Source organism: Streptomyces sp. NPDC058464, assembly GCF_042721035.1.
In the GTDB taxonomy this organism is placed as follows: domain Bacteria; phylum Actinomycetota; class Actinomycetes; order Streptomycetales; family Streptomycetaceae; genus Streptomyces.
The window spans coordinates 62,447-75,150 of record NZ_JBHXMA010000022.1 but is presented as its reverse complement, the minus strand read 5'-3'; the positions used below and the strand labels follow the sequence as shown (position 1 = coordinate 75,150).

The 12,704-nt window shown below is 69.0% G+C and carries 10 protein-coding genes; 7 read left to right on the top strand and 3 right to left on the bottom strand.

What is annotated here, in order from left to right; translation table 11 throughout:
• Window positions 1-56: 56 nt before the first annotated feature.
• The 5 genes from ACFWPQ_RS27405 (at window position 57) to ACFWPQ_RS27385 (ending at window position 7,109) form a co-directional block, all read left to right on the top strand.
• Window positions 57-875: a hypothetical protein gene (locus ACFWPQ_RS27405; protein ID WP_384040059.1), complete on the top strand. Its 819-nt coding sequence runs from the start codon at window positions 57-59 to the stop codon at window positions 873-875.
• Window positions 876-1,627: 752 nt separating this feature from the next.
• A complete protein-coding gene (locus ACFWPQ_RS27400) occupies window positions 1,628-1,939 on the top strand; it encodes a hypothetical protein (protein ID WP_384040056.1) in 312 nt (103 codons plus the stop codon).
• 11 nt (window positions 1,940-1,950) lie between these two features.
• Window positions 1,951-6,390 (top strand): DUF6531 domain-containing protein, encoded by a 4,440-nt coding sequence (locus tag ACFWPQ_RS27395; RefSeq protein WP_384040054.1) that lies wholly within the window; start codon window positions 1,951-1,953, stop codon window positions 6,388-6,390.
• Between the two features lie 9 nt (window positions 6,391-6,399).
• Window positions 6,400-6,963, top strand: coding sequence for a hypothetical protein (locus ACFWPQ_RS27390; RefSeq protein ID WP_384040051.1), 564 nt, complete (start codon window positions 6,400-6,402; stop codon window positions 6,961-6,963).
• On the top strand, window positions 6,873-7,109 hold the full coding sequence (locus ACFWPQ_RS27385; protein WP_384040048.1) for a DUF4291 family protein: 237 nt from the start codon (window positions 6,873-6,875) through the stop codon (window positions 7,107-7,109). The genes ACFWPQ_RS27390 and ACFWPQ_RS27385 overlap by 91 nt, the downstream gene beginning before the upstream one ends.
• Here the strand turns inward: ACFWPQ_RS27385 and ACFWPQ_RS27380 are convergent.
• Window positions 7,025-7,348: a hypothetical protein gene (locus ACFWPQ_RS27380; RefSeq protein WP_384040350.1), complete on the bottom strand. Its 324-nt coding sequence runs from the start codon at window positions 7,346-7,348 to the stop codon at window positions 7,025-7,027. The genes ACFWPQ_RS27385 and ACFWPQ_RS27380 overlap by 85 nt on opposite strands.
• A gap of 154 nt (window positions 7,349-7,502) precedes the next feature.
• Complete coding sequence (locus ACFWPQ_RS27375) at window positions 7,503-8,228, bottom strand: DUF4142 domain-containing protein (protein ID WP_384040046.1); 726 nt, start codon at window positions 8,226-8,228, stop codon at window positions 7,503-7,505.
• Between the two features lie 352 nt (window positions 8,229-8,580).
• Between ACFWPQ_RS27375 and ACFWPQ_RS27370 the strand changes: the two genes are divergently transcribed.
• Window positions 8,581-9,405 carry a DUF429 domain-containing protein gene (locus tag ACFWPQ_RS27370; protein WP_384040043.1) on the top strand — a complete coding sequence of 275 codons (825 nt, stop codon included), beginning with the start codon at window positions 8,581-8,583 and terminating at the stop codon, window positions 9,403-9,405.
• 86 nt (window positions 9,406-9,491) lie between these two features.
• Window positions 9,492-10,316, top strand: a complete 825-nt coding sequence (locus ACFWPQ_RS27365; protein ID WP_384040041.1) for an SAM-dependent methyltransferase — start codon at window positions 9,492-9,494, stop codon at window positions 10,314-10,316.
• A gap of 35 nt (window positions 10,317-10,351) precedes the next feature.
• Here the strand turns inward: ACFWPQ_RS27365 and ACFWPQ_RS27360 are convergent, their stop codons facing one another.
• A complete protein-coding gene (locus ACFWPQ_RS27360) occupies window positions 10,352-12,667 on the bottom strand; it encodes an ABC transporter permease (RefSeq protein WP_384040038.1) in 2,316 nt (771 codons plus the stop codon).
• Window positions 12,668-12,704: the final 37 nt, after the last annotated feature.

Here is a 12,704-nt window from a genome sequence, read left to right as displayed (position 1 = left end):
CGTATCGTGGGCGGCGCCCCGGAGGATCGAAGCCGTGTGAGAAGGATGGACGACGAATGGACGTGTACGTCGAGGCGACCCTCGATCCGCTCGGTGCGGCCGAACGGGGGGCAGCCGCGGCCGATTGGTTCGAGAAGGCACTTTCCGGGCCGCTCGCCGAACTCGCGTACCAGGAGGAGCGCAGCGAACACGGTGTGCACTCCGGGACTTCCATTCGGCAGTCCGAGGGGAGCCGGCGTCTCCACCTCTCCCACCTCGGAAGGAATCGCGCGCGACTGAAGGAGGAACTGGAGAAGAGCCCGGACCTGGTCGTCACGGAGTTCTACGGTGACGACATTCTCGGCCGGGTGCAGTCCTCCTACTTCCCGGTGGAGGGAGATTGGTCCAAGCTCGTCGTCGCGCTCCAGGCAGGACCCGCGCGCCTCGCCGATCCCACGTACTGCACGGGACTCGTGGAATTTCTCGCGCAGGCACTAGACGCCCTCGACCCAGCGTTCGCACGCATCGAGCGAGACGTGTTTTCGGACTGGTCCAACATCGAGGCCGTCCTCAGCCGTGACCTCGACGAGTCCCTTCCCGAGGACCGGGAGTTCCTGCGCGGCTATGCCTGGGTGACGGTATGCCCCGAGGAGTTGGCGCGGCGACTGGGCGGCGCAGCGGCATTGTCTGCTTCCGGGGCGTTCCACCGAGTCGTTGCGCTCGGGACAGGCGGGGTGCTGCTGCAAGCCTCGGAGACGGTGGCCGGGTACACGGACCAGGTCATGGAACGGGTGTTCACCGCGCTCGCCCCGGTGCTGCCCGAGGGCGAACCCCAGGCGGATCCAGCCCATCCCACCATGCGCTTCGTGCCTCGGGACGCCGCTCAGGCTCGTTGAACGACTGGGTGTCCTACCGTGCTGGGGACGCCGGCGTAGATCGACGGGCTCGCACCAGGTGCATTGCCTGCATACCGTTTGTAGCTTCGTTGGCGACCTCGGCATGGGGATCATCACGGGATACGGTCCAGCCGGTCGTCGTGCTACGGATCCGGCGTTCGAGGAGCTGCGGGTGCTCGTGGCGGAGGCCGACCTGGCTCCGGAGCTGCCCCCCCCGAAGCACGCTCGGGCGGTGTCGATCCGGAGGTGCGGGTTTCTTCGGCATCGTCGACACCGACGACATCGAGCTGGCCGTGGACGCCGCCGAGCACGGTGTGCCGGCCGGATACACGCCGACGGCCGTCGACCAGCCCGCGGCACAGCCGGCCGAACCGCTTCCCGCACCCGCCCCCGCGGGCGGGGGCCCTGAGGCTCCCGTTGCCGAAGCACCCGACCCCACCAGCTATCCGCTCCAGCCGCCGCGGCCGCCCGAGGATCAGCCCGCTGCCGCTCCGCCCCGTGCCGCACTGCGCGTGGCCGACGGCAGCGGAAGGCCGCGCCAACCCACGGGTCGAGACGAGTGTCCGTGCGGCCGCCGTGGGAGACCGTCCGCAGCCGCCGTGGCCGCAGAGACATGGAGTGCTGCGACCGCAGCCCGGGCGCGCTTGCCGATCTTTGCCGTCCCTTGAGGGTGTCCATACCTCCCGCATAACCGTTCTCCCTAGTGTCTTGGGGTTGGCATGTGCACAGAGTGAAGTTCGGGGGTGGGCGGCATGTCGGACCTGAAGAAGGAAGCCGCGTCGATGCAGAAGGCGGCGTCGGGGCTGCGTGGGGTGGGGCAGCACACGGCGAAGCCGTTGCAGCAGTTCGAGGCTCAGTCCCATGACCTGGGCGCGCTGGGCGCTCTCGGGTCGCTACTCAGCGCCACAGGCGAGATACGCGAGGGCATGACCACGCTCGCCAAGTTGGCCAAGCAACTGGACGAGGAGTGGGCGGCTGAGGCGAAGCTGATCGGCGAGGTGTCCGACGCCTTCGATCTGCTGGACGTGCTGATCGCGGCCGCGGCCCGGGGCGAGAAGGGCTGAGCGGCAGCGTCATGGTCGACCTCAACCCCCTGCACTACATCAGCAAGTTCAACCACATGTTCGGCGACTCGGTCGCCAGCGGTCTGGAGTTCCTGGGCATCTCGGATCCGGCGGTGGATCCGGACGGGGTGCGTGAGATCGCGAAGAAGTGGCGGCACCTGGCCACCGGCCTGGACGACTCCGCCACCGCCGCGGAGCGTGCCCTGCGGGGCGTGGAGTGGGAGGGCAAGGCCGCCAAAGCATTCGGCAAGCGCTCCAAGGCAGCCCGTAAGCAGGCCACCGAGATGGCGCACGCGCTGCGCGAGGGCGCCAAGGCCCTGGACGACTTCGCGGACAAGGCCCACGAACTGCTGTCCGAGATCGGTGTGATGCTCGCGGAGATCGCCGAGTTCGAGATCGCGGGTCTGGCGCTGTCGGTGCTGACCGCGGGTGCCTCGGACGTCGCCGCCACCCTGATGGCGGGCGAGCGGGCGCTGAAGGTGGTGGCGCTGGTTGGGCGGATCGAGGAGGAGGGCACCGCACTCGGGACCGCCGTGCGCGGGATCATGGAGGTCATCCGGGGGGTGGAGCGGGCGCTGAAGGCGCTCAAGGAGATCCGTGCCGTCGCCGAGGTCGCCAAGTTGGCCAAGCAGGGCGCGGCCTTCTCCGCCTTCACCACGCTGCTGGAGGACCCGGGCGCATTCAAGGATCCGGAGAAACTGGCCGGCATCCTGGCCGAGGGCGCGGTGATGGGTGTCGGGTTCGGGATGCTGGGCAAGGCGCTCGGCAAGGGGCTGAAGGCGCTGGGGCCGGCGGCGCTGGCCAGGCTCGGCAAATCGATGGGGTTGGACTGCGCCGCGTTCGAGCGGCTGAAGCTGAACCCCGGCTTCAACAAGCTGCCCGCTTCGATCCGCAACATGGTCAAGAAGTTCGTGCGTGACCCGATCGACGTGGCCACCGGCGACATGGCCCTGCCCCGCACCGACGTGATCCTCCCCGGCGTGTTGCCGTTGGTCCTGGAGCGCACGCACATATCGTCCTACCGCCATGGTGGCTGGTTCGGGCCCAGTTGGGCCTCCACGCTCGACCAGCGCGTCCAGGCCGACGGCGAGGGCTTCGTGTACGCGACCGCGGACGGCGCACGTCTCTGCTTCCCGGTCCCCGCCCCCGACACCGGCGAACCCGTCCGACCGGACACCCCCGGCTCACGCCTGCTGCTGTCCTGGGACACCGAGACCGACGGCGGTATCCGCGTCCACGACCCCGACACGGGCCTGGACCACGTCTTCCACAGCCCTGTGCCTGCGGCCGACGACACGGCCGTCGACCTTCCGTTGCAGTACATCCAGGACCGCAACGGCAACCGCATCACCATCGAGTACAAGACGGGCGACATCCCCGGAGCCGTCGTTCACTCCGGCGGCTACCGCATCGTTCTCGACCACAACCCCGCCCGCTCTCGCATCATCGGCCTGCGCCTGACCGACCCCGCCCACCCGGACCGGCCCGGCACCACCCTGGTCACCTTCGGCTACGACGAACACGGCCACCTCACGGAGGAGACCAACTCTTCCGGCCTGCCGCTGCGTTACACCTACGACCCCGAAGGCCGCATCACCTCCTGGACCGACCGCAACAACACGGCGTACTGGTACCGGTACGACGACCAAGGCCGAGTCACCGCCACGGGCGGCACCGGAGGCGCCCTCGCCTCCACCCTCACGTACGAGGAGGAATCACGCACGACCCGCGTAACCGACTCCCTCGGCCACGTCCGTACCTATGAGCACAACGAGGCGCTGCGCCTGATCCGTGAAACGGACCCGCTCGGCAACGCCACCTGCCAGGAGTGGGACGACGACCTCCAACTCGTGTCGGTGACGGACCCGCTCGGCCGCACCATCCGCTACGAACGCGACGCGAACGGACGGATCGTCTCCGCCGACCGGCCGGACGGCCGGACGACTCAAGTCGCGTACGGCGCACTCGGGCTGCCGGTGACCGTCATCGCCACGGACGGCAGGCAGTGGGACTGTGCATACGACGAGCATGGAAATCTGACCTCTGCCACAGCCCCGTCGGGAGCCGTGAAGAAGTCCGCCTACGACCGGGCCGGCCGCCTCACCGGCGTCACCGACGCACTCGGCCACACCTCCCGCATCCAGTCCAACGCCGCCGGAGTTCCCGAACACATCACCGACCCGTGCGGGGCCTCGACCCGATACATCCTGGACGCGTTCGGCCGCCCCGTCACACTCACGGACCCGCTCGGCAACGTGACCCGCCTGGAGTGGACCGTCGACGGGAAGCCCGTTCGCAGCACCGCCGCGGACGGCACCACCGAGTCGTGGACATACGACGCCGAGGGAAACCGCACCGGCCACACCGACGCCACGGGCGCCGTCTCCCGCTTCGAGTACACGTACTTCGACCGGTTGGCAGCGCGTACCGGCCCGGACGGCGTTCGGTACACCTTCGCCTACGACACCGAGTTGCGCCTGACCGAGGTCACCAACCCTCAGGGGCTGAACTGGAAGTACGCATACGACGCCGCCGGACGGCTGGTCACGGAGACGGATTTCGACGGCCGCACGCAGACCTACACCTACGATGCCGCGGGCCAGCTCGCCAGCCGCACCAACGTGCTCGGTGAAACCATCCGCTTCGAACGTGACGAACTGGGCCGGACCACCCTCAAGGATGTGGCGGGCCAGGAGACCACCTACGTCTACGACCTGACCGACCAGCTTGCCCGGGCCACCGGTCCGGACGGCACGACCCTCACGCTGCTCAACGACCGTGATGGACACCTGAGTTCGGAGACGCTCGACGGGCGCACCCAGACCTACACCTACGACATCCTGGGCCGCCGGACCAGCCGCACCACCCCCGCCGGCGCCACCACAGCCTGGTCCTACGACGCCACGGGCCGTCCCACCGGGATACAGGTCTCCGGCCGCAGCATCGACTTCACCTACGACGAAGCAGGCCGGGAACTGACGCGTCGCATCGGTGGGGCGGTCACCCTTGACCACGGCTTCGACGTCCTGGGCCGCCTGACCACCCAGTCGGTAACCCGAGCGGACGGCCGCACGCTGCAACACCGGTCCTACACCTACCGCGCCGACGGCTATCTGACCGGCATAGACGATCAGCTCAACGGCACCCGCCACTTCGACGTCGACCCGACCGGCCGCGTCACCGCAGTCCACGCCCACGACTGGACCGAGACCTACGCCTACGACAACGCCGGCAACCAGACACACGCCACCTGGCCCGACCGGCACCCCGGCCACGAGGCCACGGGCACCCGTACATACACCGGCACCCGAATCACCCGCGCGGGCAACGTCCGCTACGAACACGACGCCCTCGGCCGCATCACCCTGCGCCAGAAGACCCGCCTGTCCCGCAAACCCGACACCTGGCACTACCAATGGGACGCGGAAGACCGCCTCACCCAGGTCACCACCCCCGACGGTACCCGCTGGCGCTACACCTACGACCCCCTGGGCCGCCGCACCGCCAAACTCCGTTTCGCAACGGACGGCGAAACCGTCGTAGAGCGCGTCGACTTCACATGGGACGGCGCAACACTCTGCGAACAGACCGCGCAATCCACCGACCTCCCGAACCCCGTCACCCTCACGTGGGATCACCAGGGCCTCAAACCGATCGCCCAGACCGAGCGCATCACCGCGGCCGATGCACCACAACAGGAGATCGACTCCCGCTTCTTCGCGATCGTCACGGACCTCGTGGGCTTTCCCTGCGAACTCGTCGACGAACAAGGGGACATCGCCTGGCGCGCCCGCAGCACCCTATGGGGCGCCACCACCTGGAGCAGCGACGCCACCACCTACATCCCCCTCCGCTTCCCCGGGCAGTACAACGACCCCGAAACCGGCCTCCACTACAACTACTTCCGCCATTACGACCCCGAAACCGCCCGCTACCTCACCCCTGACCCCCTCGGTCTCACTCCCGCCCCCAACCCCAACACCTACGTCCACAACCCGTACACCCGGACCGATCCACTCGGTCTCGAAGAGTGCGGCGAGGACCTGATCTCGGTCTACCGCAAACAGACCGACCACCCACTGAGCCAGCGGATTCACATCGGTGAGAACGGTGAGGTGACGATCACCGGTAAAGGCAAGCTCTATCTGAACATGAGCGGCAATATCAAGCACACGTTGGAATACCGGGGCGACGGCGGCCAGATCGTCTCCTTCAAGATCTCCGAAGACTACCTGGTCAAGGTACGTGAATCCGCTCTGCCGCAGAACAAGGACGACCATCCTGACGGTGACGCCTTCACCCGTACGGAATGGAAAGGCCTGCTCCAGGAGTACCCGGAAATCTCCGATCCGACCAAGGGGAAGGACCTCTACGGAATCCCGGCCAAGCTCCTCAACGAACTCCGCGACAACATCATCAAGGGCTCCGGACGTGTCGAACAGGAAGGATAGGATCGCGCGATGATCCACAGCGAGGAGAGTGTCGCTGCCGAACTGGACCGCGTTCGGCAGCGTCCCGCGATCGAGTCTGTTCCACCGGTTCTGGCCGCTTTCACCGTCGATGTGTTCGAGGGGACCCCCGAGGCGTACGCGCCACGCGTACGCGGTGTCCTGTCGGCCGCCCTCGACCTGGCCTGCACGGCGGAGTTCGACGATGAAGATCTGCCGACGGACGAGTTCCCTGACTGGTTCACGGCGGTCTCCGTCCGGGACGGTGAGGCGCCGGCACAAGAATTCGCCCGCCACGGCCGCACCGCGTACGTAGACCGTAGCGGTGGAGGCCCTTGGTCCTTGCAGAACTGGATCTATCGGTTCGACCCGGACGAGGATTCTCGCGGTTGGGAGTTCTGGGACATCGTCCAGGTGGGGCCGTCGCGGCTCCGTGTATGGGTCGACAGCTGGGGGGAGCCCTTCTTCGGCTCCCTTGAACTGCTGTGGCTGCTGTACACGGCCGGTGCCACACATGTCGAGGGACCGGAAGTCCACAAGGCGGGTACGTGGGCGTCCGAGGTGCGCGGTCGGTGACAGAGGCAGAGCAGCGGCGGATCGTGCGGGCGGAATACTCCGAATCCACGATCGCGGTGTATCAGGCATACCCGCAGGAGATCGCGGAACCGGCGTTGCGCGCTCGGGCGTGCGTAGCGCCATTGAAGCGCAGGCGCATGACGTGAGTCTTCAAGTCGCGTTCGCAGGCTCCTGTGCGGTCGGCCAGGGAAAGGGGGTCCGTGCGGCTCTCAGAGGCCGGCTGGGGGTCGGAGAGCCAGTCGGTGTGGCGGTCACGCACGCCGTCACCCTCTGCAGGCGTGACCAGGATGATATCCGGGCGGCCGTCGTAGGGATGGTGGATGCGCCGCAGTTCCGCGTCGGCAACGAAGACTTCGACGAGCGCCTCGTCCGCGACTGCTCGCAACAGCCCGTCGATCGCTGGTCGGACGGCCGGGCGTGCCTGACGAACCCCTCTGGGCGGCGGTGGGCCCGCCGCCCGAAGAGGGGCTAATCGGCAGCGTGTCGTTGGGGACGGTGCGAGGCTGGGGCCGGGCTCAACGGCTGCTCGGCCCAGGTCCTCACCCCGCCGTCGGACTAGGCGAGGCCGTGCTGTTCGGCGGAGGAGTGAGGACGACCTGCGGCTGGCCCGCGACTGCGGGGGGTGGGGTCAGGGACTGGGCTGGGAGGTTGGGTGAGGTGGTCTCCTGGGCGAGGGCCTGGGCGAAGTCGACCAGGCCGGTTTTCTCCACGGCCGTGATGTGGTCCAGGACGGTGTCGTTGGCCTGGTCGGCCAGCGCGCGGACCAGCGAGTTCCTTGTGGTGGAGCGGATGCTCGCGATCGTCGTGAGCATCTGGCCGTTCGTCGCGCGCACCGTGGTGGCCATGTCCGTGTCGAACTGCTTGCCGCTCTCCCCGTTCAGCCGGGTCTCGAAGCTCTGCTGTTGCGGCGACGGCTGGTTGGGCAGCGCGATGCCCAGCTGATTGGCGACATTGCGGACGGCGGCGTCCAACGAGGCATCTCCGGCGACCAGTTGCTTCCCGGCGTTCCTGACCGTCTTCGTCGTCCCCTTCTTCGACGCCTTCTGACCGACGGGGTACTCCCACAGTCCTGCCGAGCGGACCTTGACCACGAAATCTTGGTCGGCTGCCGTCAGCGGTCCGGTCGCCGGGGTGGCGACGATCCGCTCAGGTGCGCTGCTGACCTTCTGGACTCCGAGCATGGAGGGGTAGAGGAGGGAGCCGAGGGTGATGCTGAGGGCACCACCTACAAAGAGAGTTCCCGCCGCCTTCCGTGAAACGAGCACCGTGTCTCCTGATCCGGTTCTTCGGATCCCGCACGTACGGACATACGGATGCGAGGGTTCCGTAGAACCTTTTGGGCTCGTCATGAGTTCGTAAAGCAATCGGTGGCCGAGGTGTGGGGTGAGGTGCGCCTGTGCACTCAGCGGCGTGAAGAAGGGCCGTTCGGCCCTATCGGGACCGGGTGCCTCACGGCCGATCATGTAGCGGCGACCGGGAAGGGCCAGGTCCATTCCCGCACTTCTGTTCCTTCCCGGCTCGTCGACGACATCAGCTGACAGGGAGGGCGCCGGTTGGTCGGCAAGGAAGGAGAAGGCCACGCCATGTCGGTGGCCTGTTCTCTGGTACCACGGATGCATGGGGATTGAACGGTTCATCGGCATCGACCTCGCCTGGGCGCAGAGCAGAGCCCGTACCAAGCCCAACGAAACCGGCCTGGCCGCCATCGACAGGCACGGCGTCGTGATCGAATGCGGCTGGACCCGCGGACTCGAAGAGACGATGGCGTGGTTGAACAGGGCAGTTGTCGGCGGATCGACCCTGGCGTTCGTCGACGCCCCGCTGGTCGTCGACAATCCGGTTGGCCAGCGGACGTGTGAGCGGGAGGTCGGCCAGCGGTACGGCCGTTGGAAGGTGAGCGCGAACAGCACCAACCAGAGCTCCCCTCGACAGGCTGGAGTACTGCTCCGGGAACGGCTGCAGGAGTCGGGCTGGATCTACGACGACGGTAGAAGCGGGCCGCCGACCGGTGGGTTGGTCTTCTCCGAGTGCTATCCGTACACGACCTTGGTCGGGGCCATCGAGATGGGTTATGACCGGGAACGTCCTACGTACAAGCGTCGGCCGGCACGAGTTCCGACGGCGCAGTGGCGCGCGGTACGGGCTGCGGAGTGCGACAGGCTGATCGCGAACATGGCGGGGCTGGCCGCCACCGATCCGCCCCTTCTGCTCTCCTCCCACCCGGAGTCCCGTCGGCTGATCTCCGAGTCCTCACCCCACAAAGCGGCGGACTACAAGCACCGGGAAGATCTCATCGACGCGCTGCTCTGTGCGTGGACGGCCGCGCTGTGGTTCCGGCACGGACTGACGCGCTGCCAAGTACTCGGAGCGGACAGTCTCCTGCCTCCCGGACAGGCTCCCACCATCATCGCGCCGGCCCGCCCCGAGCAGCGCCGTGGCTGATGTGAACTAGCAGGAAAGAAGAGGGAGTTGGGTCGTAGGATGGGCCGCGAACGCCCCCTGCCCCGGCCGAAGGACGAACACGACCCATGAGCGACTCCGTCATGACTCCCGACCCGGCCGACCAGCAGAAGATCGACACGACGGTGCCGCACTCCGCGCGGATCTGGAACTACTGGCTCGGTGGCAAGGACAACTACGCCGTCGACCAGGCGGCCGGTGACGCGTACACCGAGGTCTTCCCGGGGATCGTCACCATCGCCCGCTCCAGCCGGGCCTTTCTGCGGCGCAACATCGCGTACCTCGTGTCCGAGGCGGGGATCCGGCAGTTCCTGGACGTCGGTACCGGGCTTCCGACCGCGCAGAACACCCACGAGGTCGCCCAGGGGCTCGCCCCCGAGACGCGGATCGTGTACGTCGACAACGACCCGATGGTGCTCGCCCACGCCCGCACGCTCCTCTACTCCAGCAAGGAGGGGGCGACCGCCTACGTCGACGCCAACGTGACGGACCCGGAGCGCATTCTCGAGGTCGCCGCCAAGACGTTGGACTTCGGTCGTCCCACCGCGCTCATCCTCAGCAACATCCTGGGGCACGTCGCCGACTACGACCAGGCCCGTTCCATCGTCGCGACGCTGATGGACGCCCTGCCTTCGGGTAGTTACCTGTCCATCAACGACGGGTCGCGTGGCATCGACCCCGTCTTCGAGCAGGCCCAGGACGCCTACAACAACAGCGGTGCCGTTCCTTACAACCTGCGCGGCATCGATGAGATCACCGCGTTCTTCGACGGCCTGGAGCTCGTCGAACCGGGCGTGGTGTCGGTGACGGAGTGGCGGCCGGAGGCTGGCGAGGGCGGTTCGGGCACTCCGGAGGTCGTTGCCGAGCACGGGGGACTTGCGCGGAAGCCGTGACGGCAGCGGTGGTGCCGTCCAATGGGCGGTGGCGGTCAGGCCACCGCGCTCAGCGTGTCCGCCAGGCGGCGGCGGGCTGCGCGGGCCGCGGGGAGGGCGGACAGGGCCGCCGCGCCCAGGACCGCCGCCGTGCCGAACGCGGTCAGCAACAGCAGCGGTGGGCTCTGGGCGATGCCCGCGCCGATGCCGCTCGATCTGCCCTGCGTGTTGATCAGCCAGTGGGCGAGCGGGGTGCCGAGGGTCGTGCCCGCCACCACCGCTGCCAGTGCCGTGCAGCCCGTGGCCGTGACCGTGACCGCGGTGATCTGGCGGGGGGAGAGGCCGATGGCCTTGAGGGCGAGGAGGTCGCGTTCGCCCTCTCGTACCGTGCCGCCGATGGCGGTGAGGAGTTCTACCAGGCCGATCAGGGCGAGGACCGCTATGACGCCGGCGGCCACTCCGCGCAGGGGGGAGAGGCCGTCCGCCGGGTTGGTGACCGTGTGGACGTCCAGGTGGCCGTGGCCCGCGGTGGTCAGGCGGCGGGCGGCCTCGCCCACGTCGGTGCCGGGGTGCAGGCGGACCTGGTAGAGGGTGGGGGTGAGGCTGGCGTCGTTCTCGCGCAGGGTGTCCAGGGACGTGGAGATGACCCGGCCGGCGTTCTCCGTCTCGATGCTGCGGCCCACGATGTGCAGGATCTGCGGCTGGTTGCTGACGGTCATCCGTACCCAGTCGCCGACGCGTACGTCCAGCAGGTCGAGCAGGCCCTGGCCGGCCACCGCCTCGTCGGCGCCGCGGGCGGGGCGGCCTTCGGCCAGGGCGTATGGGTAGGGGGCCCGGCGGGTGCCGAAGCCTCGTAGGGCGATCGTGGCCGTCTGGCCCGGGACCAGTGCGGCCACCTCGACGCCTGGGTAGGCGGCGGCGACCTGGGGGTCGCGGGCCAGCAGGGCGCGGGCGGCGCGGTCGTCGAGGCCCGCGTCCGCGTGGACGGTGAGGGCGGCCGGGAGGCCGATCCGGGCGGGTTCGCTGTGGAAGCGGCTGATGGTGGTCCATGCGCTCATCGCCACGACGATGAGGAGGAGGGGGAGGGCGAGACGCGCCACGGTCGTGAGTGCGCGTGTCCGGCGGGCGAATGCGGTGTGCCAGCCCAGGACCAGTGCGGGGGGTACGCGCAGGCCCAGGGCGCGGCGGGCGGGGGCCGAGAGTCGGGCCCCGGCCGCTCGCCCGGCCACCTGCGGGGTGGCGGCGCCCCGGACCGACGGGAGCGGTGTCGGTACCGGTGGGACGCGGCCCGCCCGCCAGGCCGCCAGGCCTGTGGTCGCGGCTATGAACAGGACCGCCCCGGCCGGGATCGCCACCAGCGTCACCGCGTGGCCGGGCAGGCTCTGCCACAGGGCGATCGCGTCGCCGAGGCGGCCGGGGAGTCTGCTGCCCAGGGACCGGGTGAGGGCGGCCGCGGTCACGGCGCCGAGGAGCGCGTACGCGATGTGCTGGAGGAGGAAGACGCGGACCACCTGGTCCGGGGTGAAGCCGATGGCCTTGAGGATGGAGATGTCTCGGAGGTGGCCGCGGATGCGGGTGGTGATCGCGCCGTGGACGGCGAGTCCGGCGGCTATCAGGGCGCCCAGGCCGAAGAGGCCGAGGACCTGGCCGAGCAGCCGGTTGTCGCCCTGTGCCTCGGCGCGCGCCTGCTGCCAGGTGGCGACCTCGCCGATCACGCCGGCGCCCAGGACGGTCACCGCGCGCTGCACGGCGTAGTCCGTGTCGTCGGGGTTGGTCAGGCGCAAGCCGATGACCTGGCCGTTCGGGGTGCGCAGGATTGAGGGAGGGGCCCAGACCAGGCCCGGCTGTTCGTCCGGGTCGTAGCGCGGCTCGGCGCTGTCGGCGATGCCGAGCACCGTCACCGTGCGGGCGGTGCCGAGCAGGGTGAGCTTGTCGCCGGGCTCGGCCAGCAGGGCGCGGGCCAGGTGGTTCTCCAGGACCACGCCGTCGGGGGTCGCCGGGTCGAGCCAGTGGCCGGAGAGGAGGAGCGGGCGGGCGATCGTGAGGTGCTGGGGGGTGGCGCGGAGTTCCACGGCGGCCCGGGTGCCGTGGGAGGTGAGGGTGGTGGTCTCGGTGGCGTACGGGCCGGACTCGGACGCCACGCCGTCCAGCCCGGTCAGCTTCGACAGCTGTGCGGAGCGGGCGGTGTGCAGCCATACGTGGGCGCCGCGGGTCTGCTCGAAGACGCGCTGCCAGGGGTTGGTGGCGTAGCCGAACAGGGCCGTTGCGAGGAGGAGGGAGAGGACGATTCCCACCGTGGCCAGGATCAGGAACAGTGCCTCGCCGCGGTGGGTGCGCAGATCGGAGTGCGCCCAGCGCAAGGTGGCCCGCATACGGCTCAGCCCCTTCGGGGGACGTCGTACGTCCGCA